Source organism: Adlercreutzia sp. CNCM I-6216 (assembly GCF_977113345.1).
The window spans coordinates 389,230-413,079 of record NZ_CDSBIE010000001.1; the positions used below are offsets into that span (position 1 = coordinate 389,230).

Sequence of the window (23,850 nt, forward strand, 5' to 3'; positions counted from 1 at the left end):
TCGCCTAAAGCCGTACCGGGATGCCGGCGGCGCGCATGGATTCTTTTACCTGGCGCACGGTAAGCTCGCCGAAATGGAAGACGCTGGCGGCGAGCACGGCGTCGGCCTCGCCCTCGATGATGCCCTCGGCGAAGTGTTCCAGCTTGCCCACGCCGCCGCTGGCAATGACGGGGATATCGACGGCCCGGGCCACGGAGCGCGTCAAGTGGCAGTCGAAGCCGTCGCGGCTGCCGTCGCGGTCCATGGAGGTGAGCAGGATCTCCCCCGCTCCGCGCCGGGCCGCCTCGCGGGCCCATTCGATGGCGTCGATATGGGTGTTCTTGCGACCGCCGGCCACGTAGACCTCCCACTTGTTGGGATTGCCGGGCACCGCTTTCGCGTCGATGGCGCAGAGGATCGCCTGCGTGCCGAAGGCCCGAGCTGCATCGGTGATGAGCTGGGGGTTCGCCACGGCTGCCGAGTTCACCGACACCTTGTCGGCGCCGGCGGCGATCATCTTGCGGATGTCGACCACGCTGCGGAAGCCGCCGCCCACGCAATAGGGCAGATGCAGCTCGGCCGAAGCGTGGCTCGCGAGCTCCACCGTGGTGGCGCGATCGTCGCTCGTGGCGGTGATGTCCAGGAAGATGACCTCGTCGGCCTTTTGCTCGTCGTAGGCGCGGGCCAGCTCGATGGGGTCGCCCGCATCGCGCAGGCCCACGAAATTCACGCCCTTCACGACGCGGCCGTCCTTTACGTCCAGGCAGGGGATTACTCTCTTTGTTAACATACTCTCTTCAACCCGTCCGCCCGGGCGCCGCCGGGTACCTTGATTCGCTCAGACAGTCCTCGCTGGTATCGAAGGCGTCAAGGCCAACTGCTCCCTTTCCCTTTTGGCCTTCGATACCATCTGCGGAACTCGCTCGGTCAAGGCACCCGGCGTCGCCCGGGCTGCTCTTCCTTGTTTGCTAGCTTTCCAGCTCTTCGATGGTCAGGGGACGCTCCTCCTCTTCTAGCTGGTCGGACAGCTGGAAGGTGCCGTCGCACGCCGCAACGCCGTCGGCCACGGTAAGAGTGCCCTCGTAGATGGCCCGACCGGTAATGACGCCTTCCACGGCGTCGGCGATGGGGGCCAGCGCCCGGATGTCAGCTGCGGTGGCGATGCCGCCGGAAACGATGACCGGATTGCCGAAGGCGGCGGCCATCTTCGCGTAGGCCTCGTTCTCCACGCCGGTCTGCATGCCGTCGCGGGCGATGTCGGTGTAGACGAGGTGCTCGTATCCCAGCGCCGCCATGCGGCGGGCCAGGTCGGCGGCGGCCACGCCCGACCCTTCAGTCCAGCCGGCCACAGCGGCCTCGCCGGCCTTCGCGTCGATGCCGGCAACCAGGGCATCGGGGCCGAACTTCTCTATAGCAGCCTGGGCGAAATCAGGATCGCGCACAAGTGCGGTGCCTAAGATGACGCGGGTCGCGCCAGCATCCAGCAGACGGTCGGCCGCTTCCAGGGAGCGCACGCCGCCGCCTACCTCCACCTTCAGGCTCGTGCGCGCCAAAATCGCGCGCACCAGTTCCAAGTTGTCGGGATTGCCGGACTTCGCGCCATCCAGATCGACCACATGAAGCCACGTCGCACCGGCCTCCTCGAACAGCTGGGCCTGATACGCCGGGTCGTCGTTGTACACGGTGACGGCGTGGTAGTCTCCTTTGGCCAAGCGCACCGCGCGCCCGTCCAAAAGATCGATGGCAGGAAGAAGGTACATGGCTACTCCTTTGACGCGACGGGGTTTTCCGCCACCTTATCAGCGTGCGCGCTGCCGGCGCGCGCGGCTCGTGCAATGGTTGCGAAGTTGGCAAGCAGGCGCGCGCCCGCATCCGAGCTCTTCTCCGGATGGAACTGCACGCCGAAGACGGGACGGCCCGGCACCTGCACGGCGCAGGGGAAGGTCACCGAGTGCACCGTCTCGGCAATGGTGGCCACGCTCGGCGGCGCCACGAAGCTGTGGGTGAAGTAGAAGAACTCGCCGGGCGCGATTCCATCGAACAGCGAATTCGGCTCGGAGAACTCCACGGAGTTCCATCCCACATGGGGCACTTTGTAGGCGCGGCCGGCAGCGTCGGTGCGGGGCATGGCGTCCACCACGCCCTCGATGAAGCCGAGGCCGCGTGGCAGCGGGCCGTCAGCGGGCGCGTGCTCGGTGCCCGCCTCGAACATGAGGTGCATCCCAAGGCAGATGCCCAAAAACGGCGCGCCGCCGGCCACCGCCGCGCGCACCGCCTCCATCTGGCCCATCTCCTCCATGGACGCGGCGGCATCGGCGAAGGCCCCCACGCCGGGCAGCACCACGGCGTCGGCCGCGCGGATGACATCCGCCTCGTCGGTCACGACGACGTCTGCCCCCGCGCCTACAAGTCCCCGCTCCACCGAGAGCAGGTTTCCCTTATGGTAGTCGACAATGACGATGCTCATAGCACGCCTTTAGTTGAGGGAACCGCGCCACCCAGGGCCGGGTCGACGGCCACGGCCTGGCGCAGGGCGCGGCCTGCCGCCTTGAAGGCGGCCTCGAAGATGTGGTGCACGTTGTCGCCAGCGAGCTGCCGGATGTGCAGGGTGATGCCCGCGTTAGCGGCAAGCGCGATGAAGAACTCCCGGGCGAGCTGAGTGTCGAAATCGCCCACCATGCCGAACGGCGCCTCGACGTCCCAGTGCAGCTGCCCGCGTCCGGAGATATCCAGAGCCGCCAGCACCAGCGCCTCGTCCATCGGCACGAACGCGCTGCCAAACCGCTCGATGCCGGCCTTCTCTCCCAAGGCCTCGGCCAGAGCGCGGCCCAGCACGATGCCCGTGTCCTCCACCGTGTGGTGGCCGTCCACATGCAAGTCGCCGCGCGCCGACACCTTCAGATCGAAACGGCCGTGACGCGCAAAAGCGCATAGCATGTGGTCGAAGAACCCGATGCCGCACGCCACGTCCGCACGTCCCGCGCCGTCCAGGTTCACCGTGACCTCGATGCGCGTCTCCGCCGTCTCGCGGAGGATGGTGGCCTCTCTCGTCATTGCTCTCCTTCCCTATTGCATAGCCCGCGCGCGCTGGGCACGGCTCTCGGCGAGAAAGTCGCGCAGCCCGCGGATGAACGCGTCGTTCTGTTCCGGCGTGCCGATGGTCGCCCGCAGACAGCCCTCGAGCATGGGGGCGCTGCTGAAATCGCGCACGAGCACGCCGCGGTCGTACAGGTACTGCCAGGCCGCCCCGGCATCTTCCATCGAGAACAGAATCCAGTTGGAATCCGACGGGTAGGCGGTCACGCCGGGCAGGGTGCGCAGCGCCTCCATGACGCGGCCCCGCTCCTCGATGATCTCGCGGATGCCCGGCTCGAAGCGGGCGCGGTTCTCGAAGACCACCTCTCCTATGGCCTGGGAGACGGCGTCCACGGAATAGGGCTGGCGCACCTTGCACAGCTCCTCGATGACCGGCGCGTTCGCCAAAACGTAGCCCAGGCGCGCACCAGCCAGCGAGAACGCCTTCGAGAACGTGCGCAGGATGGCGAGGTTCTCGTGGGTCGCCAGCAAAGGGCGCACCGTGGCGCGCGAGAACTCGAAGTAGGCCTCGTCCACCAGCACGAGCGCATCGGTGGCGTCGAGCAGCTCTTCGATGAACGCCGTGGACGCCCTCTGGCCCGTGGGGTTGTTCGGACTCGTCACGATGACGAAATCGATGTCGCCCTTCCCCACGCGCTCAAGCACTGCCGCTTCGTCGATGGAGAAGTCGGCCCGACGCGGCACATCCACGCAGCGGGTGTTCGTGAGCCGTGCGTTGGCCGCGTACACCGAGAAGGTCGGGGGCAGGTTCAGGAAGCTGCGCCCCGGGCCGCCCCAAGCGAGGGCCACATCGAACAAAAGCTCGTCGCCGCCGTTGCCCAGAAGGACATTGGCGCGGTCGAGCCCGTTGGCCTCGGCGATGAGATCGCGCAGGCGGTTGGCCAGAGGATCGGGATAGCGGTTCAGAGGCACCTGGGCAATGCGACGCGCAATGGCGGCGCGCACCTCGGCGTCCACGTCGCGCGGATTCTCGTTGGCCGACAGGTACGCCTCGGCCGGCAGGTACTTCGGGTCGTAGGGAACGAGTCCCTCAAGCTGGGGCGCCGACGCGCGAACCTTATTCACCGCGCGCCTCGCCGTCCTCCACGCCCGCCGCGGCCGAGCCGGCCACGCTCGCCTGCTCGGCATCCAGCAGCGCCTTAAGACGCAGGGCCACCGAGCGGGCATGGGCCCACAGCCCCTCGTGGGTAGCGATCTGCACCACGGCGCGCGCGTCGTTCTTCAGGGCCGCCGGGCTGTACTGGATGATGGAGGACTTCTTCACGAAGTCGTCCACGGAAAGGGGCGACGAGTAGCGGGCCGTGCCGCCGGTGGGCAGCGTGTGGTTGGGGCCGGCCACGTAATCGCCCACGGCCTCCGGCGTCCACGCGCCCAAGAAGATGGCCCCGGCGTTGCGGATGGCGCCCAGATACTCCATGGCGCCCTCCACGTGCATCTCCAAGTGCTCCGGCGCGATGACGTTCACTGCCTCCAGGGCCTGCTCCATGGAAGTGCACACGACGATGAGCCCGTGATCTTCAAGGGAGGTGCGGGTGATGTCGGCGCGGGTGGAATCGGCCAGGTGCACCTGGATGGCCGCCTCCACCGCGTCGGCGTAGGCGTCCGAGAAGGTGACGAGGTAGCAGGCCGCCAGGGGATCGTGCTCGGCCTGGGCCATGAGATCGATGGCCACCAGCCGCGGGTCGGCCGTCTCGTCGGCCACGACGCAGACCTCCGACGGCCCGGCGATCATGTCGATGCCCACATCGCCCGAGACGAGCTTCTTGGCCGCGGCCACGAAGGCGTTGCCCGGGCCGGTGATCTTGGCCACCGGGCGGATGGTCTCGGTGCCGTAGGCGAGCGCCGCCACGGCCTGGGCGCCGCCGACGGTGTAGATCTCGGTCACGCCGGCGATCTTGCAGGCGGCGAGAATGGCCGCGTCCAGCGTGCCGTCCTTGGTGGGCGGCGTCACGCAGACGATGCGCTCCACGCCGGCCACCTGGGCGGGCAGGGCGTTCATGAGCACCGTGGAGGGGTACAGCGCCCGTCCCCCGGGCACGTAGATGCCCACGGATTCGAGCGGCGTCACCTTCGAGCCCACGATGGCCCCGTCCTCACGCGCGAAGAACCAGCTCTGCTGCTTCTGGCGCTCGTGGAAGTCGCGGATCTGGGCCGCGGCGTGCTTCAGGGCCTCGAGGGTGTCCGGATCCACCTCCGCCATCGCGGCATCGATGGCCTCGCGCGGCACGCGGAAGTTCTCGATGGCCACGCCGTCGAACTTCTCGGTGAGCGCGCGCAGGGCACCGTCGCCCTCTTGGCGCACCTGCTCGATGATGGCGGTGGCCGCCTCAAGGGCACCGGGGTTGAAGGCGCCGGTGCGGTCGATGAAGTCGCTCGTGAAGGGCTCGAGGGGTTGCAGGTCGATTCGTCTCATGGTCATGGGGCGCACTCCTTAGGACAGGGTCGGTTGGGCAGGGTTGGAAGCGCCGGCGATGGGCGCGTAAGTGTGCTTGGGAGCGTTCTCGGCGAGCACGCGGGCCAGCGCCACGATGCGCTCGTCGGTGCGCAGGGCGCAGCCGTTGGCGAAGAAGCGGGCCGTGGAGGCGAGCACCTCTTCCACGATCTCCAGGTTGTTCTCACGCAGGGTGGTTCCCGTGGCGGTGATGTCGACGATGCGCTCGGCCATGCCGGTGATGGGCGCCAGCTCGATGTTGCCGTGCAGGTAGACGATCTCCACCTGGGTGCCGGTGCGCGCGAAGTGGGCACGGGTGATGGAAGGGTACTTCGTGGCGATGCGGATGCTTCCGAGCTTGCGGTAGCGCTCCTCGATGGCCGCACTCGTGCCGGCCGACTCCGCCACGACGAAGCGGCAGCCTCCGAAGCGCAGATCGACCAGCTCCTCCACGGTCGCGCCCACTTCCAAAAGCGAGTCCTTGCCGCAGATGCCGCAGTCGGCGGCGCCCAGGGCCACGAAGACGGGCGCGTCGGAGGGCCGCACGATGATGTAGTCGACCCCGGGGTTGGAAATGACGAGTGCGCGGCCTGGATTGGCAAGTCCCGTCACGTCGAGCCCGGCCTCTTCCAAACAGGCGATGGCCTCGGTGTTCAGGGAGCCTTTGGGCACGGCGATGCGCAACGGGCGGCCAGAGGCGGCCGCGGCGTCGGCCTCGGCAGAGGCGGCGGCCATGGCCTGCTCCAGCGAGAAGGCGAAGCCGGCAGCGGGACGATCGGCCCCGAAGGCCCCGATCATGCGGTCGTAGCGGCCGCCGGATCCCAGAGGCGAGCCCAGATAGGGGGAGCAGGCCTCGAAGACGAGGCCCGTGTAGTAGTTGAAGGAGCTGGCCACCGAGAAATCGACGAGCACGGAGTCGGCCAGACCGGCCTCGCCCAGAAGGTCGTAGGTGGCCTGGAAGTCGTCCAGGTCAGCAACGCACCCAAGTGGGGTCACGAGCGCGCGCACCGCATCGATGGCGTCCTGGGCGCCCCGAATGCGCGCGAGCTGCCGGATGGCCTCGGTGTAAGCGGGCGCCGCAGCCCCCGCATCAACGGTCTCCCCTTCCACGACGCACCCCATGGCGACGTCGCACAAACGGTCGAGGGCCACGAAGTCGGAGCTGTGGTAGGCGTCCAGCACCGCGGCCTTCCACGGCTCGGCGGCGCCGGAGCGCTCGAGCAGCGCCCGGAGCACCCCCACCGTGGCCATGGCGAGCACGAACTGCGTCGCCCCGGCCAGCCGCAGCGCCTCGGCGAAGAGCGTCACGATTTCGGCATCGGCCGCCGGTCCCACTTCCCCGATGCATTCCACGCCGCACTGGGTGAGCTCGCGGGCCTGCACCTGGTTCTCCGTCTCGGCCTCGCGAAAGACGCGCTGGGTGTAGCGGAAGCGCAAGGGGCCGGGCACGCCGGCCAGGCGCGTGGCGCACATGCGCGCGATCTGCAGGGTGACGTCCGGGCGCATGGCCAGAAGGTCGCCCCGGGAGTCGAAGAACTTGAAGGGAGTGGCCGGCACCCGTCCGCCGGCCCGCAGGACGTCCATCACCTCCAGGGTGGGCGTCTCGATGGGCACGTAGCCGCGAGAGGCGAACAGGTCGGCCACGGCCCGGGTGATGGCCTCGCGGACGCGCGCCTCCTCGGAGAGCACGTCGCGGAAGCCCGATGGTGTCACAGCGTTCAACGCACATTCCTCACTGGCGCAAACGACGCGCGAACGGCCCAAGACCTGTGACCCGGCATGCATGCAGCCGGAGCTTTCGCCCTGGCTCGCAGTCAGCCGAGGCCATCGCCTGGCTCGTCTCGTCGCAAGCGCCTTCGATTACCGAGATTGTCATGTTACACGCCCTCTCCCCTCCCGACGCACCGGGACGGCAAACGGCGAATTATCGACAGAGTTCCCGCGCAAAGAACGCACGAGGATCTCGCATCGATGCTAGTACTTTATCACAGTAGAGTGCTAAAGCAATGGGATTTTCGCCTACGGTTGGAATTACTCCGCAGGCTCGATGATCATGGCGCGGAGGATGCCGGGAGTGTCGTAGGCGCGTTTGCCGGCGCCCATGCCGATGGCCTTGATGGAGAAGCGCTCGGGAAGGGCGGCTTCCGTGCGCAGAGCGGCGGCCGCGGCGGCGCCCGTGGGGGTGACGAGCTCTCCTTCCACGTCCACCGGGGAAAGCGTCAATCCGGCAGCTTCGGCGATGAACGCCGTGGCCGGGGCGGGCACGGGGATGAGGCCGTGCTGGCAGCGCACCGTGCCGTACCCGCAGGGCAGATCGGACACGACAACGCCGTCGGGCGCCAAGTCGTCGGCCGCCACGGCGATGGCAATAATGTCGGCGATGGAATCCACGGCGCCCACCTCGTGGAAGTGAACTTCCCCAACAGGTACGCCATGAGCCCGCGCCTCGGCGTCGGCCACGAAGCCGAACATGCGGTGCGCGATGGCCTTGGCGCCGTCGGCCATGGCGGCACCGTCGATGATCTGCGCTATTTCCGCAGGACCGCGGTGGTGGTGGCCACCGGGGGCACCGTGGGCATGGTCGTGATCGTGGGCGTGACCATGGTCATGGTCGTGGCCGTGCTCGCTTGCGCCCCCCTGCCCGTGCAGGTAGGCCATATCGTGGTCGTGGTTCTCGTGGGCGGCATCCAGCACGACGCTGAAGTCGCAGACGTCCAAGCCCGACTTCTTCACCCGGGATATCTCCACAGCGAAACCTTCCACAGGCAGGCTCTCCAGCGCCCGGCGCACCGCTTCCTCGCTCGCGCCTGCATCCAGCAGGGCCGCCGCGCACATGTCGCCGCTGATACCGGAGGTGCATTCCAAGTAGAGAAGTTTCGTCATTGCATCGCCTTTCATGATGGTGCCGCCCTCGAGGCGCCCGCGTTCGGCGGGAACCGCCGCAGGTTTATCCCTGTCGGGAATTCAAGTGATTGATGGCGCTTGCCTGGAAGGCGGCGCCGAAGCCGTTGTCGATGTTGACCACCGACACGCCGCTCGCACACGAGTTCAACATGGCGAGCAGGGCGGTCACGCCGCCGAACGAGGCGCCGTAGCCCACCGAGGTGGGCACCGCGATCACCGGCGCGGAGACGAGACCCCCCACCACGGAGGCGAGCGCGCCCTCCATGCCGGCCACCGCCACCACGACTCGGGCCGCGCGCAGCTCGTCGGCCACATCCAAGAGTCGATGGATGCCCGCCACGCCCACATCGTAGAAGCGCCGCACCTCGTTGCCGAGGAACTCCGCGGTGAGCGCCGCCTCCTCGGCCACGGGCAGATCGCTCGTGCCGGCGCAGGCGATGGCCACCACTCCGTCCCCGTCGGGCGCGGGCATGCCGCCGAACACGACGAGCCGCGCCGTCTCGTAGTAGGCGCACGGGACGATCCCGCCGTCGTCGCCCCATAGAGCGGCCACGGCATCGGCCTTCTTCGCGTCCACGCGGGTCGCCAAAACGCGCGGTTGACCGGCGCCCATGAGCGACGAGGCGATGGCGGCGATCTGCTCGGCGGTCTTTCCCTCGCCGTAAATCACCTCGCCGGCGCCCTGTCGCATCGCACGGTCGTAGTCGGGCCGCGCAAACGCGGCTCCGCCGCAAAGGCTCTCAGAATTCTCGCTCTGGTGAAAGGCCACGGCCACCCCGCTTTCCGACGAACGCCCTCACTCGTTCTCAGTTGGTTTCTCGGAAAGCCATGATAAATGTTGGAGTCAGCTCCAATAAAAGACTCGAGGGCAACGCCCACGGAACAAACGCATTCGCGGCGGTTACTCCCCCGTGCGCAGAGTCCGCTCGGTGGCCGTCATGACCTCGTCGTAGTGCTCGATCTTGTACTCGAGCCGCGCCAAGGCCCGCTCCAGGCCGGCAATGCGCTCCCGGATCTCGTCGCCCTGCCTCAAAAGAAGCTCCTTGCGGGCCGCCGTCGTCTCGTCGCCCTGCTCCAGAAGCTCCATGTACTCCACCAAAGACTCGATGGACATGCCGGCATCGCGCATGCATTTGACGAACTCGACGGCATTGCAGCTGGCCTCGTCGTAATCGCGAATGCCGCTCTTGTTGCGAGGCACATGGCGCAACAGGCCAATGCGCTCGTAATAGCGCAGCGTGTCGGTGGAAACACCGTAGCGCTTGCTGACTTCCGCAATCTTCATGCCGTCCCCTTTGAAACGCGCCGCTGCGCATCTCACGTTCGCGCAGCCTGCGTGTCCATTAGACCATATGGAGTATGCTATAAGTCAATAGATCAAAATAATATCCCACGGAAAAGCCCCGCACACAGCCCATTTTTACCGTTCGTCAACGCTTTGGGAAAGGGCCTTTTTGAGCACGCGCAAGGCATTTCCCCGATGAGATATGCCGTTCTTCTCGGCCTGGGAGACCTCGGCCAGCGCCCGCATGCCGCCGTACTCGTCGGGCAAAAACAGCGGGTCGTAGCCGAAGCCCTCGCTGCCGCGGGGTTCGCGCCCGATGGAACCCTCGATGGTGCCGCGGGCCACCGATTCCGTGCCGTCCTCGTCGATGAACACGAGCGTGCACACGAACCGCGCCGTGCGCTCGGCGTCCGGCACGGCGGCAAGCTCGGCCAGAAGCTTCGCGTTGTTGGCCGCATCGTCCCCGTCGGGTCCCGCGTAGCGCGCCGAGAAGACCCCCGGCGCGCCGTCCAGGGCGTCCACCTCCAAACCGGAGTCGTCGGCGAGCACCGCCACAAAGCGCCCCAGCGACTCCCGTGCCGCCGCACGCGCCGCCCGGGCCTTGATGCGGGCGTTGCCCTCGAAGCTGTCGGCGTCCTCGGCCGGATCTGATGTCACCCCCGCCTCGGCCAGCGTCGTGAACGTCCAGCCCTCGAAGTTCAGGGCCGTGCGGATCTCCTCCACCTTGTGGGCGTTGTTCGTGGCGATGAGCACTTCCTTCACGGGCTCCTCCTTGCAGACGGGCACCTCGCCGGTGCGGGCAGTTGCTTACAGTGCGGGCAGATCCACGTGCGCGACGACGTCCATGGGGCGGGCGAGCACGCGGCCGCCGAAGCGCCGGAACTCCTCCACGTCGTCGGCCGTGGTGAAAAACGAGTGGACGGGCACGTTGCCCGAGCGGGCGTGGGCGCGGCGCCGGCGCAGGATGTGATCGACGTCGCGGGCCGTCTCGTCGGCCGAGTTCACCAGCGTGACTTTGCGCCCCACCACGCCCCCGATGAGCGCCTTCAGAAGCGGATAGTGGGTGCAGCCCAAAACGAGCGTGTCGATGTCGCAGCGGCGCAGCGGCTCCAGGTACTGCCGGGCGATGTCCTCGAACTCCGGGCGGATGTAGACCTTGGTGGTGTCGGCCATGTAGTCCTCAATGGGCCCGTCGGAGAGCTTCAGCCCCATCTCGGCGATCTCCACGAACCGAGGCGTCGCCGTGGAGAACACGGTGATGCCGGCGTCGATGTGGCGTATGGCGTCGCTGTAGGCGTTGGAATCCACGGTGCCCTTGGTGGCGATGACCCCCACGCGCCGGTTGAGCGTCGTATGGGCCGCCGCCCGGGCGCCCGGCTCCACCACGCCGACGACGGGCACGGAGAAGTTCTCCTGGGCATGGGCGAGGCCGGCGGCCGTGGCCGTGTTGCAGGCGATGACGATCATCTTCACGTCCCGGCCGACGAGCCACGTGCAGATCTGCTGCACGAAGCCGTCCACCTCGGCCTGATCGCGGGGCCCATAGGGGCAGCGCGCCGAGTCGCCGAAGTATAGGATGGACTCCTCCGGCAGGCGCTTCTGCAGCGCGCGGGCCACCGTGAGGCCCCCGTAGCCGGAATCGAACACCCCGATGGGGCGGTTGTCGAAATGCTCCGTATCCACAGCGCCCTACTCGTGCACGACGACGACGTCGCCCACCGACAGAAGCCCGTGGAGCTCTTCGGCCTTATCGGGAGGCAGGTTGATGCAGCCGTGGCTGCCGTGCTCGACGTACCAGTCGCCGCCGAACTTCTCCTGCCAACCCGCGTCGTGGAAGCCCACGGAGTTGTCCTTGAAGGGCATCCAGAACTCCACCTCGGTCTCGTAGTCCTTGGTGCCGTCGGGCTTGTAGCCGCGCAGCACCGACTTGCCGTCGTTGGTCTTGATGTAGTAGGTGCCCTGGGGCGTGTCGCGCCCGTCGGCGGGCTTGCCGCTGACGATATCGCTCTCCCAGATAATGGCGCCGTCCTCGCCGTAGAAGCGCGCGTGCTGCTCGGTGAGATCCACGTCAATGTAGCGGGTGCCGAAGTCGCGGCCGCCCTCGTCGGGGGTCTGGGCCGCGTTCTGCTTCATGATGATCTCCAGCGTGCCGCCCGCCCCGGAGGTGAGCGCCTCGCGCACGGCGTCGGCGGTGGCCTGGCTGTCGGTGATCCAGCCGTAGTCGCCGCCCTTCACCGTGACGGCCTTGCCGTCGGGACGCGTGAACGTGCGGGTAGCGCCCGTGGTGTCCATGGCGTTCACCTTCTCCTTCACCGCCGCCACCAAAGGCTCAGGGTCGAAGGTCACGGAGAGATCGTCGCCCAAGGTGATGTGCTCGGCGATCTCGTCGGCGGTGATGGCCATCTTCTCGGCGCCCGCCATGGTGAGGGAAAGCGCCCCGCCGAGGTACTTGTTGGCCGCATCGCGCGCCTCGGCCAGCGCGGGGTCGTCGCGCGTCACCGTGGGCTTGGCCAGCACGGCGTCGGAGAGCGTCACCTTCGGCGCGAAGTTCACCGTGCCCCGCGTCACCTCGTCGATGACGACGTCGGCCAAAAGGGTGTTGCCCTCCTCCTCGGGCACGACGACATAGCCGCCCTCGTCGGCGTCATAGGCCACGGTGGCGTTCTTGGGAGCGGTGCCGCGGGCGTTGGCCTCCTCCACGGCGGCGGTCAGCGTGTCGGCCAGCTTCGAGTTCTCCAGAGTGGAGACCAAGTCATCGGTGTCGTCGTGGCGCTGAAACACCTCGTAGGGCCACGCCCAGGGGTTCATCTCGGCCAGAAGGCCGTCGGCGATAGATTGGCTGTCGAGCGCCATGCCCATGTCCGTGGCGTCCAGCGTGAGGGAAAGACCCGGGCCCTCCACCTTGAAGGTGTAGTCGCCCAGCACCTCGTCGAGCATCTGATGGACCTCTTCGGGCGTCTTGCCGGAGATGTCCATGCCGATGATGGTGGACTGCGGGAAGAAGCGCCCGGAGAACACGATGACGCCGGCGAAGTAGACAAGGGCGATGGCGCCTAGAATGGAGGCCATCACGATGCCGAAGATCTTGAGCCCCCGATGCTTCTTGGGCGGCCGGGCATTCACCTGGTAGCCGGGCACGTAGCCGCCGGACGTCGGGCCCATGGGGGGCACGACGGGCATGGCGCCGGTGCCGCTGATTGCGGGGCGCGAAGGCTGAGGGGGCATCGCGGCGGTTCCCTGGTCGTGCTGGGGCGGCATCGCGCCCGTGGCCTGGGGCCCCACGGGCCTCGGCGCGCCGAAGCGGCCCTCGGGCATGACGAAACCGCGGGTCGCGCTTGCGCCCGCTTCGGAAATTCGATTGTCAGATGTGCTGTGTCGTGGCATAGTGCGCTTCCGTGGTGCGATTCAACTTACTTTGGGGCCGCCGCGCAAGTCGGCGGATGCGCCTTAGGCCCATTATAAGCCAAGGAGCCCGCGGCCGTCGGCGGATACGTCGTTCGGCGCTACTTTCCCACAGACCGCGCCCCGCGCGCCACCCTGCACGCCATTCCCCACGACTCCCCCACAGAACTTAAAGGATTTTCAGCCCATTTCCCCAGAACATGACCGTTTTCGTAAGGAATAAGCCACGCGAGGAGAGGAAAGCGGCCGCCCCGAAGAGCGGCCGCGAAAAGCTTGGTGGAGGCGCGGAGAATCGAACTCCGGTCCATACTAAATTGTCCACAAGGCGCTACAGGCTTAGTCAGCGATCGGGCTTCGGAGCGGATCGGTTCGCAGACCAACGTGGCCGCTCCTAGTCGGTTCAGTCTTTCCCGCGGCCATACCGACTACGTGCCGCAGGGCATTCCCCTCAAATGACACCTTGCCCGGTTCGGGGAAGCACCGGGGTCGGTGATCACCAGAACTGCTGTTAGGCAGCCATGGCGGCCGGCATGTAGTAGCCGGTCTTAGAAGTGTTTTTGCCAATTAACTTGACGGTACCCCTGTTTAGCGTGGCGAGGAGACCACGGCCTGCTCCTCGTTTCGAACTTACCATGTCGAAACCAGTCGCCCCCTTTAAGGGTTGTCGATTTATTCTAGCGGGCGCGCCGCTCCTGTCAAGAGCCGCACCATCGGCCCCGTCAGCCCGACACGCCCGAGCCGCCGAGGCGCCGTGGCGCTAGGCCGCCACGCGGATGAGCTCGGCGCCGCTCAGGTCGTAATCGTCCAAGCACACGCTCTGGCGCGCCGGCTCGTCGTAGGTGCACCAGTAATAGGTCTTGGTGGCCGCCGAGTAGCCGTCGGAGAACATCGTGTACTCGAAGCGACCGTCGGCCATCTGCGCGCCGCCCTTGCACATGGACGCGCCCTCAAGCGTGCGGAACAGGCGCGTCACATTGGCGGCCTCCCCCTCTTCTGCGGGATAATGCGCGTTCAGGAAAGCGGCCCGCACGAAGCGGCTGGCCGGATCGTAGCCGCCCGGGAACCCGATCATGCCCGCGCCGCTGCCGAACGCGCACAGGGTGTCGCGCGTCCACGCAACCGGCTCGGGATGCGCGGTCTCGATGTGCATATAGTTGCGCACATTCTCGGTATGCCAGGGGAAGGGCGGCTGGTTGGTCAGCACGTCCAGCCCGTCGTCGTACACGTGCATGCCGTCGGCTTGGCACTCGATGACGATGGACTCCTTCCCATCGCCTACCAGCCAGTGCAGCTGGGCCACGCCATAGCCCTCGCTGGGCGCCTTGGCCACGATGACAACGTCCTTAAGCGCCTTGCGCACCTCGGCCACCGTGGAGAAGCTCGCCGCCACCCACAGAGGGAACTCGTAGGCCGCCACGTTCACCGCTCCCTTTTCGGGAGCTTCGGCGAACTGGGCATAGCCGGGGAAGTTAAGGCCGGCGATGGCGAGTCCCGCCTCGTTGGCGCAATCGAAGTAGCACGGCACGCCGCCCACGACGATGCCCATGCCCACGCAGGCATGCTCGGGACTCAGCGAACCAAGGAACTGCGTGGGGATAGACGCCCCTCGCGGGGTGATGACCACGCCCTCGCCGTAGCTCTCGCACCAATCGAGGTTGCGGCCGAAATACAAGTTGCCGGCTGCATCGGCAAAACGAACGCCCGTGCACATAATGATCTCCTAACGACGAAATGGGAGCGACCCAACCGATCGCTCCCATTCATAGTAGGCCCCGATGACCGACGTTCGCCGATGCGGGCCGTCTCCGTTGTCGTTTCGACAGCGCCTTGTCGCCGTTACTTTTTCTTCTTGAGGAAACTCAGCGAATCGGAGATCTCGTCGAAGGTGCTCTTCAGCTCGGCGGCCACCTGAACACCGTCCTTGTAGATGGCGTTCACGTCCCTGGTGGCGGCGGCCACGCCCTCGCGGCTGATGCCGAGGTCGAACTCATCGCCGTCCGAGGTGCGCTCCACGCGCACGCCGTCGCCGTCGTTGTCCTCGTCGACGTAGTAGTACTCCTGCTCGTTGCCGTCCTCGTCGAGCAAGATGAAGCCGATCTCGTTGTCGTGCTCGTCGACGATCACCGCATAGACATCGCCGTCCTCGATCTCCATCTCGATGACTTCGCTCTCCTCTTCGGGCTCCTCCTCAATGTGATAGCCCTCCGAGTGCAGGATGTCGGCGTCCTCCTCGGCCTGGATGGCCTCGGGCACCTCGTCGGGATCCCAGCCGTCGTAGTCGGCCTCGTTGTCGGTCATGAAGCTGTCGTAGGCGTGCTCCAAGTCGCTTTCGGCGGCATCCTCCTCATCGGCGTCGAAGAGGGCGTCCTCGGCGTCTTCCAGCTCTGTTTCCTGGTCGGTCCACTCGGCATCGGTCTCGCCGACCTCTTCCATGCTCTCAAGCTCTTCGTCAAGACCCATTGCCAGACTCCTAACCTCGTGATGTACGTGCGCGGGCGACCTCGCCCGCCGAACCTATGATGCCACGACTTCCCGCGCCGCGGCCCTCCCGCGCCGTTTCGTTGACCGAGCGTGAACGTGCCAAGGCGCGACGCCGGTCGTGCAGCCCGCGAGCACCGAGCGAAGGCGGTAGCGCGACTGGGCACCGGCGCGCGGCGCGCACCCGCAGACCCCGGCCTAGCGGACGCGCTCCTTCAGCGCGCGGTCGATCTCGCGCTTGGTGTCGCGCTCCTTCATGGAGGCGCGCTTGTCGTAGAGCTTCTTGCCCCGGGCCAGCGCCAGCTCCACCTTCACCCGGCCGTCCTCGTTGAAGTACATCTTCAAGGGCACGATGGCCAGGCCCTTCTCGGCCACCTTCGCGTCCAGGTAGCGAATCTGCTTCTTGTGCAGCAGGAGCTTCCGGCGCCGGTCGGGGTCGGGGTTGAAGATGCTGCCGTTGGAGTACGGCGAGATGTGCACGTTGTTGAGCCACACCTCGCCGTTCCGAATGAGGGCGAAGCAATCGGTGAGCTGGCAGTTGCTCTCCCGCAGAGAGCGCACCTCGGTGCCCGTCAGCTCGATGCCGGCCTCGTAGGTCTCCAAGATCTCGTAGTCGTGGAAGGCCCGGCGGTTCTTCGCGATGGTCTTCTCCTCGCGCTTCGGCACGGCCCTCACGCCTCCTCGGGTGCGGCGGAAGCGTCGGGCGCATCGGCATCGGCATCGGCATCGGCGGCCTTCCCTTCCGCATTCTCGGTCACCGCGCCGCCCAGCCCCGGCACGAAGCTCGTGTCGGGGGCGAGGTCTTGCGCGAAGCGGGCGATGAGGCGCACCGTGGCCTCCAAATCGCGCAGGCAGATGACCTCGGTGGGAGTGTGCATGTAGCGCAGCGGCACGGAGATGAGGCCCGTGGGAATGCCCCCGCGCGTCACCTGAATGGCCCGAGCGTCGGTACCGGTGACCGACGGCTCGGCCTCCAGCTGGTACGGAATGCCCTCCGACTCGGCAGCGGCCACGAGGCGCTCGAACACCACGGGGTTGATGTTCGGCCCCCGCGCGATAACCGGGCCCGCCCCGCAGACGATCTTTCCGTACTTCGTTTTGTCGATGCCCGGGTAGTCCGTGGCGTGGGTGACGTCGAAGGCGAGCGCCACGTCCGGATTCACGGCATGAGCGCTTGTCATGGCGCCGCGGGTGCCGATCTCCTCCTGAGTGGTGGCTACGGCGATGAAGTCGCCCGGGGCGCGGCCGGCGCGGGCCAGCTTCTCCATGACGCGACAGGCGATCCACACGCCGCACTTGTCATCGAAGCACTTCGAGACGGCCATGTCGTCGCCGAACCGCTCGAATCCGACGCCGAACGTGATGGGGTCGCCCACCCGCACAAGCTTCTTCACGCGCTTGGGCTTCATGCCCAAATCGATAACGAGGGAGGAGAGCGGCGTCACCGTCTTGCGCTCGTCCGGCTCGATGAGGTGGATGGGCTTGCGGCCCACGATGCCGCGGAGGGTGCCGGAAGCGGTGTGCACGTCGACCCGCATGCCGGGCAGGATGGCCGCGTCCACGCCGCCCAAAGAGGCCACGGAGAGGAAGCCCTCGTCGGAGATGTAGGTGACCATGAGGCCGATCTCGTCCATATGGGCCGCCAGCATGAGCGAGGGCGCACCGGCGTCGCGGCCCTCGAGTACCGCGCGCACCGAGCCCATGGTGTCGGTGGCCACTTCGTCGGCCACATCGGCGAGCCTCTCGCGCACGAGAGACGCCGCCGGTTCCTCGAAGCCCGTCGGCGAGGGAGTCTCCACCAGCTGCTTCAGAAATTTCAGGTGCTTCTTCTTCATATCACCAATATCCTTTCGAATGCTTGCGCTTGCGCTCGGGCTTGGGAGGGCGGAAGTCCAGCGCCAGCTGGCCGTCGGTGGTCTTCTCCCGCTTCTCGGCGGGAGCGGCGCCGGCGCGCTCCACCTTCTCGATGGTCCACGACACCGCACTCGCGCCGAACAGCTCTAGCATCTTCATGCGCGCGTCGTGGGCGTTGGCCTTGGTGCCGGCCCGCGCGTCGCTCTCGAACTCGAACAGCCCGCGCTCTCTCTCGTAGGAGCCCTTCGGCGACTGGTAATGGGCGATGTACGTTGCCATAAACTCGCGCGCTTCCTTTCTCAAACGTTCCCGAGCCATGATAGCAGAGCGCACGAACTTCGTGGATGGCCCGGACGCCAGATTCTGCCAGGTAAATGCCACTTCGACCCCGAAATGTGCGCCCCATTTTCCACGTCTTGTACATTTCTATCTTCAACTGGCACTTTTCTGCCATTTCAGCCCCGAAATGTACAAACCGTCTCTTGTCCATCAACCATTTCTAGGCCAAAGTGGCATTTCGAAGGCAGAATCGGAAAAACATCTGGAGACGACCGGCCGCCAGCCTGGGCACCGTTGGATACCAAACAGTATCTTCAGTGTCCAAAAAAGAGAAAAGGCCAGAGGCTATAAACCTCTGACCTGGTAAAACATGGAGCCGGTGACAGGAATCGAACCCGCAACCCACTGATTACAAATCAGTTGCTCTACCGTTGAGCCACACCGGCGACGAGCGCGTGAACGGCCGACCCTCCCCATCGATGCCGTTCCGCGTCGGCCTATTGTACGACAACGCTCCGATTTAGGGAAGTCGCATCCGCGCAATACCTGCGCAATCGCACGTTAGGCGTCCTCTAGGCAGTCGATCGGTCGTATGAGCCTGCCCTACTCCTTGGCGCCCCACTGCTCGTAGTAGGCGTCGATGGCGGCCGCGATATCGTCGTCGATCACGATGCGCCCGGCCACCTCGTGGTTGTGCAGGCACTCCTTCACCTCGGCCATGGACACGATGGAGGCCACCGGGAAGCCGTACTTCGCCTCGATCTCCTTCTGGGCCGTGGTGACGCCGCCCTTCCCCACCTCCATGCGGTTGAGCGACACGATGAGCCCGCGCACATCCACATCGGCAGCGGCCTTCAAGATGGGGTAGGTCTCGTCGATGGACTTGCCCGAAGTGGTGACGTCCTCCACCATGATGACCTTGTCGCCGTCGTGAAGCTCCGCGCCGAGCAGGTTGCCCGCGTCGGCCCCGTGGTCCTTCACTTCCTTGCGGTTGCAGCAGTACTTTACCTCCTTGCCGTACAGCTCCTGAAGCGCCATGGCCGTCACCACCGCCAAGGGGATGCCCTTGTAGGCTGGCCCGAACACCACATCGAAGTCCAGCCCGAAATTGTCGTTGATGGCCTGGGCGTAGTACAGACCCAGCCGATGCAGCTGCTCGCCGGTCACATAGGCGCCCGCATTCATGAAGAACGGCGACTTGCGCCCGCTCTTCAGCGTGAAATCGCCGAACTTCAGCACGTCGCTCTGAACCATGAACTCGATGAACTCGCGCTTGTAAGCCTCCATAGCCGCCCTTTCATCCGTGAGGAGTTCCCTCATGTTTCCTATGGGCACCATGATACCCGATTTCCTCGTCGGTTTCCCCGAATCGATCAAAGTGCGGCTCCAGCACGGTTGGCGCGGGGAACGAACCGGGACATTCCCGCGTCATTTCTGCGGTTCGGATCGCGTAGCATGGCACGATCCAAACCCCCGGTGAAAGGACGGCCTAGATGTCGAGAAACCTTCTGTTCAGCGAGTACCCCATGTTTGACAGGATCATGGAGGAGCGCCCCGATCTGTGCCGCCGAGTGCTGGAGACGGCCCTCGGTGTGCCCGTGGACGAGGTACGCAACGTCGTCGCCGAGCGCACCCTGCAGCCCCGCGTCGGCTCCCACGGAGTGCGCCTCGACGCCTGGGTTCGCACCTCGGACGCGCTCTACGACGTGGAGATGCAGACCTACTCCCGCGAGGGCCTGGGTCGACGCATGCGCTACTACCAGAGCGCCATGGACACTGCGATGCTGCGCCCGGGAGCCACCTACGACAGTTTGCCCGAGAGCTTTATCGTTTTCATCTGCCTACACGACGAGTTCAAGGAGGGGCTCCCCGTCTACACCTTCGACATGATATGCGATGAGAGCGGATCCGTGGTACTCGGGCACGGCTTCAGATGGGTCGTGCTCAACGCCTCCGCTTGGGAGATGTTGCCAGACGGGCCGCTTCGTGGTTTACTTCGGTACGTCGCCACCGAGGAGGTCGGAGGCGACGGCCTTACCGCCGACCTCGCGGCCGCCGTGGAGGCCGCCAACGAAGACGCTCCATGGAGAGAGGAGTCTCTTGTCATGCTGACGCTGGAAGAGGATATGCGCGCCCAAGGCCGCCTCCTGCAGAAGAAGGGTCGTGAGGAGGGGCTTGCCGAGGGCAGAGCCGAGGGTAGGGCCGCGGGACGGGCGGAAGGAGCCGACCAACTTGGAAAGCTGATAGCTCAGCTTATGGATGCCGGCCGCTTCGAGGACGCCCGCCGTGCGGCGACCGATGCGGAATACCGTGAGGGGTTGCTCGAGGAGCTTGACTCGTAGAAGCAGGAGCAATCGCGAACCGACGACAACGAAGTCTCCCCCTTCGCAAGCCCCCTCGCCGCCACACTCCTCTCCCGACCCCAGAAGACATACGCCGCAAGCAAACCGGCGATGTTCCGCCCATTGACACGCGAACATCTATTCGGGTAGTATAGCGTACATTCATTCGGGCGAACAAGTGTGCTCGTTTGGTGTTAGCGGCGGGAAGATGTCTGGCGGTTGGAAGGGGTTGCGCGGTGAACGTCATCGAGAAGCTGGAGATTCTGGCCGATGCGGCGAAGTACGACGTGGCTTGCACCTCCTCCGGGGTTCAGCGCGCGGGCAAGGCCGGACAGCTGGGCGCGGCCACCCAGGCGGGATGCTGCCATTCGTTCACGCCGGACGGGCGCTGCGTCACGCTGCTCAAGGTGCTCATGACCAACGTCTGCGTCTACGATTGCTGCTACTGCGTGAACCGCGCGAGCAACGCCGAGGCACCCCGAGCCGCATTTACGCCTCGCGAGTTGGCCGACCTCACCATCGGCTTCTACCGCCGCAACTACATCGAGGGGCTGTTCCTCTCCTCCGGTGTCGCCGGATGCCCCGACCGCACCACCGAGCTCATGATCGAGGCCCTGCGCATCCTGCGGGAGGAGTACGGCTTTCGCGGCTACATCCACACCAAGGCCATCCCCGGCACCTCGGTGGAGCTCATCGACGAGCTGGGGCACCTGTCCGACCGTCTCTCGGTGAATCTGGAGCTGCCGAGCCGGCAGAGCCTGGGGCTTTTGGCCCCCAACAAGTCGCGTGCGTCCATCCTGGCCCCCATGCGGCATATCTGCGACTCCATCGCCGACGATGCGGAATCGCGCTCGCTGGCGAAGAAGCGCACTACGGTATACCTGACGAAGAAGAACGCCCGGAAGGCACGGGCCTTCGCGCCGGCGGGCCAGTCCACCCAGATGATCGTCGGAGCCACCCCGGAAAGCGACTACCAGATCCTGAACCTGTCGGCGGCCCTGTACACCCACCTGTCGCTGAAGCGCGTGTTCTTCAGCGCCTACCTCCCCGTCGTGCCCGATCCGCTCCTGCCCGCCACCGACGCCGTGCAGCTGAACCGCGAGCACCGCCTCTACCAGGCCGACTGGCTCTTGCGCTTCTACGGCTTCAACGTGAGCGAGATCATCGACGAGGAGAACCCCTTCCTCGCCCCCGATGTCGATCCGAAGGCGAACTGGGCTCTGAACCACCTGGACTTCTTTCCCGTGGAGGTGAACAGCGCGCCTTTGGAGGCCCTTCTGCGCGTGCCCGGCATCGGCGTGCGCGGGGCGAAGCTCATCTGTCGGGCACGACGGCAGTCCACCCTCGGCGAGGCGGAGCTGAGAAAGCTCGGCATCGCCTACAAGCGGGCCCGCTACTTCATCACCATGAACGGCGCCTGGGGCGGATCGGGAGTCGATTTCTCCCGCGAGGCCCTGCACGCGCGGCTTTCGGCCCCTATCGACGGCGGTCGCCATGGGCGCCGCGCCGACCGCGCCCCAGCTGGCCAGATGAGCCTCTTCGAAACCGTGGAGGTACCGCCCGTACTGCCCGAGGCGAGCCCCGATGCGGCAACCGCCCGCGAGGTCGCCTTCGCCGCCCAGCGCCGGGCCCTTGAGGCGGCCGGGACGGCGACCGGGCGGCAAGCGGCCGCAACCGAGCCGGCATCGGTCGCAGAGCGCTCGATCGCCGACGGCCGCAAAACGCTCGACAGCCCGCTGCTCTCGGTGGCCTAGGTGGGCGTCATGAAGCATATCCCGAACGCATACGCGGAGGGCGCCCCTGCGACACCCTCCCCTCCTCCCGACATCTACGACGAGGTGGCCTACGCCTACGACGGCTCCCTGGAAGGGCTGCTCTCGGCCGTCTTCGCCGCCTACGAGCGTCACGAGCGTCCCACCGATGTCGCGCCGGAAGAGCGCCTGCAGCCCCGTCTCGGCCAGCGCGTGGCGCTCATCCCCACCGACCAGGACCGGGCCCTGCGCGTCATGAGCACCCTGCGCCGCCAGTGCGGCCGCGCGGCAGCCCTGGCGGTGACCCGCGCCGCTTGCTCGGACGAGCCGGATGCGGGCACGGCGGTCTACCGCTTCGTGCGCTATGCCGTTGACGAGCAGAAGCATCGCGCATGCGAACACTGCCGCAAGCGCGCCTCCTGCGCAGGCCGCGGCGGCATGGGGCCGTGCCCCAAGCAGCGGGGTCGCGCCTTCTCGGACATCACCCACCCGGCAGTAGAGCGGCTCTTCCGCATTTCGCGCTCGGTCGGCCAGGAATGCGAACACATGCGCCAGTTCGTGCGCTTCCAGCACCTCGCCGGCGAAGGAGCCGATGTATGGTTCGCCCGCGTGAACCCGAAAGCCTCGGTGGTGCCGCTCATCATGGATCATTTCGTGGAACGGCTCGGCGTGCAGCCCTTCATCATCTACGACGAGGTGCACCATCTCGCCGGCGTCTACGACGGCGGCGACTGGCAGCTGGTGAACACCGAGGGCGCCGGCGACTTGGAACTAGCGCTGCCCGACCGCACCGCCGACGAGGCCCTCATGAGCGAGGCCTGGCGCACCTTCTACAAAAGCGTCTCCATCGACGCCCGTTACCACCCGGAGCTGCGCCGTCAATTCATGCCCAAGCGCTTCTGGAAGAACCTCACCGAGCTGCAGGAAAGCCCTGCCGCCCTGCGCACCGCGCTACGCTGAGCGCGGGTGAGCCGCGGCCGCGCAAACATCCCCGCCGGTGCGACGACAGCCCTACAAGCTGAATACCAGCTCGCCGGTCGGGGCGGTCAGCTTGCCGGGCACGGGACGCTCGCACTCGTAGGCAATCCCCACCGCCGGCCCCACGTGCACGCCGATGACCGGACTGACGGGCAGCACCTCCACCGCGTGTCCCACCACCGGCTCGATAGCCTCGCGCGCCCATTTGATGGCGGGGGCCGCTGATCCGATGTAGTGCACCACCACGCGCTTGAGTCCGCACGCATCGATATCCTCCTTGAAGATATCGACCATACGCGCCAGCGTCTTCTTCCACGTGCGCACTTTCGCCAACGTAGCCGTCTCCCAATCGGCCACCGTGAGCACGGGGGAGATTTGCAGCAGACCGCCGAGCAACGCCGACGCACCTCCAATGCGACCGCCCGCCTTCAAAAAAGCAAGGCTCTCCGGCGCGAAGATGAACCGCGACGAGACGACCGAATCAATCGCCGCCTGCGCGCACCGTGTCAGATCGCCGCCCGCATCGCGCGCATCGCATGCATCGAGCACCGCGAACATCTCGTCGCCGCAGTTCGACGTCGAGTCGATCAGTGTGCAGCGGAACTGCTTGTAGCGCTCCTTGCAGGCCCGAGCGCTGCGCACCGCCCCCTCGAACGTTCCGGACATCTTCGACGAGATGAAAACCCCGAGCACCTCATCGGCCGCCTGCGCCGCCTTTTCGAAAATCGTCTCCATCGCATGCTGCGAGGGCTGGCTCGACGTAGGCGGATTGTCGATCATGTCGGCGATATCCTCGTAGAACGCATCGACGTCCATGTCGGCCTCGCGGTACTCACGACCATCCCGATTCACGAACAGCGAGACGACTTCGATATCGCGCGCCCGCACCACCTCGGCGGGGATAGAGGCGACCGAATCGGTGACGATCTTGACCACGACTTCTCCTTTCAGCGAGGCACCCGAAGGCATCCGCGCCGCACGCGACGGCGTATCGCGACGCTGCGGCCGCGATGGGCATTTTTGCTATCGTACACCATGTGCACGCTCGAAAACGCGCGCAGAGGAGAAGTT

General features: G+C 66.3%; 23 protein-coding genes, 1 tRNA gene and 1 other RNA gene. 3 read left to right on the forward strand and 22 right to left on the reverse strand.

Going from position 1 to position 23,850, the window contains the following annotated elements; all coding sequences use genetic code 11:
• Positions 1-4: 4 nt before the first annotated feature.
• From hisF to pyrE, 21 genes are all read right to left on the reverse strand, one after another.
• Positions 5-769: an imidazole glycerol phosphate synthase subunit HisF gene (hisF, locus tag ACYVRU_RS01585; RefSeq protein ID WP_461185656.1), complete on the reverse strand. Its 765-nt coding sequence runs from the start codon at positions 767-769 to the stop codon at positions 5-7.
• A gap of 178 nt (positions 770-947) precedes the next feature.
• Entirely contained in the window at positions 948-1,739 is a 792-nt protein-coding gene (gene hisA, locus ACYVRU_RS01590) for a 1-(5-phosphoribosyl)-5-[(5-phosphoribosylamino)methylideneamino]imidazole-4-carboxamide isomerase (protein ID WP_461185657.1), read from the reverse strand.
• A gap of 2 nt (positions 1,740-1,741) precedes the next feature.
• A complete protein-coding gene (gene hisH / locus ACYVRU_RS01595) occupies positions 1,742-2,446 on the reverse strand; it encodes an imidazole glycerol phosphate synthase subunit HisH (protein ID WP_114540500.1) in 705 nt (234 codons plus the stop codon).
• Positions 2,443-3,033, reverse strand: a complete 591-nt coding sequence (gene hisB, locus ACYVRU_RS01600) for an imidazoleglycerol-phosphate dehydratase HisB (protein WP_302404271.1) — start codon at positions 3,031-3,033, stop codon at positions 2,443-2,445. Before hisB ends, hisH begins: the two co-directional genes overlap by 4 nt.
• Before the next feature lie 12 nt (positions 3,034-3,045).
• Positions 3,046-4,140: a histidinol-phosphate transaminase gene (gene hisC / locus ACYVRU_RS01605; RefSeq protein WP_418381806.1), complete on the reverse strand. Its 1,095-nt coding sequence runs from the start codon at positions 4,138-4,140 to the stop codon at positions 3,046-3,048.
• Positions 4,133-5,494, reverse strand: a complete 1,362-nt coding sequence (hisD, locus tag ACYVRU_RS01610) for a histidinol dehydrogenase (RefSeq protein WP_461185658.1) — start codon at positions 5,492-5,494, stop codon at positions 4,133-4,135. Before hisD ends, hisC begins: the two co-directional genes overlap by 8 nt.
• Positions 5,495-5,506: 12 nt before the next feature.
• Positions 5,507-7,219, reverse strand: coding sequence for an ATP phosphoribosyltransferase (gene hisG / locus ACYVRU_RS01615; RefSeq protein ID WP_461185666.1), 1,713 nt, complete (start codon positions 7,217-7,219; stop codon positions 5,507-5,509).
• A 318-nt stretch (positions 7,220-7,537) separates the two neighbouring features.
• A complete protein-coding gene (gene larC, locus ACYVRU_RS01620) occupies positions 7,538-8,389 on the reverse strand; it encodes a nickel pincer cofactor biosynthesis protein LarC (RefSeq protein ID WP_223900267.1) in 852 nt (283 codons plus the stop codon).
• Between the two features lie 64 nt (positions 8,390-8,453).
• Entirely contained in the window at positions 8,454-9,179 is a 726-nt protein-coding gene (gene larB, locus ACYVRU_RS01625) for a nickel pincer cofactor biosynthesis protein LarB (protein WP_223900266.1), read from the reverse strand.
• A gap of 132 nt (positions 9,180-9,311) precedes the next feature.
• Complete coding sequence (locus tag ACYVRU_RS01630) at positions 9,312-9,695, reverse strand: MerR family transcriptional regulator (RefSeq protein ID WP_223900265.1); 384 nt, start codon at positions 9,693-9,695, stop codon at positions 9,312-9,314.
• Between the two features lie 135 nt (positions 9,696-9,830).
• Positions 9,831-10,457, reverse strand: a complete 627-nt coding sequence (gene rdgB / locus ACYVRU_RS01635; RefSeq protein WP_117284354.1) for an RdgB/HAM1 family non-canonical purine NTP pyrophosphatase — start codon at positions 10,455-10,457, stop codon at positions 9,831-9,833.
• 45 nt (positions 10,458-10,502) lie between these two features.
• Positions 10,503-11,378 carry a glutamate racemase gene (murI, locus tag ACYVRU_RS01640; protein ID WP_022740204.1) on the reverse strand — a complete coding sequence of 292 codons (876 nt, stop codon included), beginning with the start codon at positions 11,376-11,378 and terminating at the stop codon, positions 10,503-10,505.
• 6 nt (positions 11,379-11,384) lie between these two features.
• Positions 11,385-13,079 (reverse strand): L,D-transpeptidase family protein, encoded by a 1,695-nt coding sequence (locus ACYVRU_RS01645; protein WP_302783175.1) that lies wholly within the window; start codon positions 13,077-13,079, stop codon positions 11,385-11,387.
• Positions 13,080-13,371: 292 nt separating this feature from the next.
• Positions 13,372-13,750: a transfer-messenger RNA gene (gene ssrA / locus ACYVRU_RS01650) on the reverse strand.
• Positions 13,751-13,854: 104 nt separating this feature from the next.
• Positions 13,855-14,808: a choloylglycine hydrolase gene (gene bsh, locus ACYVRU_RS01655; protein WP_461185659.1), complete on the reverse strand. Its 954-nt coding sequence runs from the start codon at positions 14,806-14,808 to the stop codon at positions 13,855-13,857.
• Positions 14,809-14,933: 125 nt separating this feature from the next.
• On the reverse strand, positions 14,934-15,557 hold the full coding sequence (locus tag ACYVRU_RS01660; protein ID WP_461185660.1) for a hypothetical protein: 624 nt from the start codon (positions 15,555-15,557) through the stop codon (positions 14,934-14,936).
• 216 nt (positions 15,558-15,773) lie between these two features.
• Positions 15,774-16,241 (reverse strand): SsrA-binding protein SmpB, encoded by a 468-nt coding sequence (gene smpB, locus ACYVRU_RS01665; protein ID WP_370797878.1) that lies wholly within the window; start codon positions 16,239-16,241, stop codon positions 15,774-15,776.
• A 5-nt stretch (positions 16,242-16,246) separates the two neighbouring features.
• Entirely contained in the window at positions 16,247-17,410 is a 1,164-nt protein-coding gene (locus ACYVRU_RS01670; RefSeq protein ID WP_223900260.1) for a M42 family metallopeptidase, read from the reverse strand.
• A 1-nt stretch (position 17,411) separates the two neighbouring features.
• Positions 17,412-17,708 carry a hypothetical protein gene (locus tag ACYVRU_RS01675; protein WP_022740210.1) on the reverse strand — a complete coding sequence of 99 codons (297 nt, stop codon included), beginning with the start codon at positions 17,706-17,708 and terminating at the stop codon, positions 17,412-17,414.
• A 371-nt stretch (positions 17,709-18,079) separates the two neighbouring features.
• Positions 18,080-18,154: transfer RNA gene (locus ACYVRU_RS01680), tRNA-Thr, on the reverse strand.
• A 157-nt stretch (positions 18,155-18,311) separates the two neighbouring features.
• A complete protein-coding gene (gene pyrE / locus ACYVRU_RS01685) occupies positions 18,312-18,995 on the reverse strand; it encodes an orotate phosphoribosyltransferase (protein WP_161127796.1) in 684 nt (227 codons plus the stop codon).
• 206 nt (positions 18,996-19,201) lie between these two features.
• Here pyrE and ACYVRU_RS01690 point away from each other — a divergent pair, with 206 nt between their 5' ends.
• The 3 genes from ACYVRU_RS01690 to ACYVRU_RS01700 all read left to right on the forward strand — a co-directional run bounded on the left by ACYVRU_RS01690 (position 19,202) and on the right by ACYVRU_RS01700 (position 22,761).
• Positions 19,202-20,050 carry an Rpn family recombination-promoting nuclease/putative transposase gene (locus ACYVRU_RS01690; RefSeq protein WP_114548716.1) on the forward strand — a complete coding sequence of 283 codons (849 nt, stop codon included), beginning with the start codon at positions 19,202-19,204 and terminating at the stop codon, positions 20,048-20,050.
• A 236-nt stretch (positions 20,051-20,286) separates the two neighbouring features.
• Complete coding sequence (locus ACYVRU_RS01695) at positions 20,287-21,804, forward strand: putative DNA modification/repair radical SAM protein (protein WP_461185661.1); 1,518 nt, start codon at positions 20,287-20,289, stop codon at positions 21,802-21,804.
• Positions 21,805-21,813: 9 nt separating this feature from the next.
• Positions 21,814-22,761, forward strand: a complete 948-nt coding sequence (locus ACYVRU_RS01700; protein ID WP_223900195.1) for a TIGR03915 family putative DNA repair protein — start codon at positions 21,814-21,816, stop codon at positions 22,759-22,761.
• A gap of 51 nt (positions 22,762-22,812) precedes the next feature.
• Here ACYVRU_RS01700 and ACYVRU_RS01705 read toward each other — a convergent pair whose 3' ends face one another.
• Positions 22,813-23,715 carry a DegV family protein gene (locus ACYVRU_RS01705; RefSeq protein WP_223900194.1) on the reverse strand — a complete coding sequence of 301 codons (903 nt, stop codon included), beginning with the start codon at positions 23,713-23,715 and terminating at the stop codon, positions 22,813-22,815.
• Positions 23,716-23,850 lie beyond the last annotated feature (135 nt).

What these genes read in the sequence shown, in the direction of transcription:
- hisF (WP_461185656.1), bottom strand. Translation starts at nt 769, where the DNA reads ATGTTAACAAAGAGAGTAATCCCCTGCCTGGACGTAAAGGACGGCCGC.
- hisA (WP_461185657.1), bottom strand. Translation starts at nt 1,739, where the DNA reads ATGTACCTTCTTCCTGCCATCGATCTTTTGGACGGGCGCGCGGTGCGC.
- hisH (WP_114540500.1), bottom strand. Translation starts at nt 2,446, where the DNA reads ATGAGCATCGTCATTGTCGACTACCATAAGGGAAACCTGCTCTCGGTG.
- hisB (WP_302404271.1), bottom strand. Translation starts at nt 3,033, where the DNA reads ATGACGAGAGAGGCCACCATCCTCCGCGAGACGGCGGAGACGCGCATC.
- hisD (WP_461185658.1), bottom strand. Translation starts at nt 5,494, where the DNA reads ATGACCATGAGACGAATCGACCTGCAACCCCTCGAGCCCTTCACGAGC.
- larC (WP_223900267.1), bottom strand. Translation starts at nt 8,389, where the DNA reads ATGACGAAACTTCTCTACTTGGAATGCACCTCCGGTATCAGCGGCGAC.
- ACYVRU_RS01630 (WP_223900265.1), bottom strand. Translation starts at nt 9,695, where the DNA reads ATGAAGATTGCGGAAGTCAGCAAGCGCTACGGTGTTTCCACCGACACG.
- ACYVRU_RS01645 (WP_302783175.1), bottom strand. Translation starts at nt 13,079, where the DNA reads ATGCCACGACACAGCACATCTGACAATCGAATTTCCGAAGCGGGCGCA.
- bsh (WP_461185659.1), bottom strand. Translation starts at nt 14,808, where the DNA reads ATGTGCACGGGCGTTCGTTTTGCCGATGCAGCCGGCAACTTGTATTTC.
- ACYVRU_RS01660 (WP_461185660.1), bottom strand. Translation starts at nt 15,557, where the DNA reads ATGGGTCTTGACGAAGAGCTTGAGAGCATGGAAGAGGTCGGCGAGACC.
- ACYVRU_RS01670 (WP_223900260.1), bottom strand. Translation starts at nt 17,410, where the DNA reads ATGAAGAAGAAGCACCTGAAATTTCTGAAGCAGCTGGTGGAGACTCCC.
- ACYVRU_RS01675 (WP_022740210.1), bottom strand. Translation starts at nt 17,708, where the DNA reads ATGGCAACGTACATCGCCCATTACCAGTCGCCGAAGGGCTCCTACGAG.
- pyrE (WP_161127796.1), bottom strand. Translation starts at nt 18,995, where the DNA reads ATGGAGGCTTACAAGCGCGAGTTCATCGAGTTCATGGTTCAGAGCGAC.
- ACYVRU_RS01690 (WP_114548716.1), top strand. Translation starts at nt 19,202, where the DNA reads ATGTCGAGAAACCTTCTGTTCAGCGAGTACCCCATGTTTGACAGGATC.
- ACYVRU_RS01700 (WP_223900195.1), top strand. Translation starts at nt 21,814, where the DNA reads ATGAAGCATATCCCGAACGCATACGCGGAGGGCGCCCCTGCGACACCC.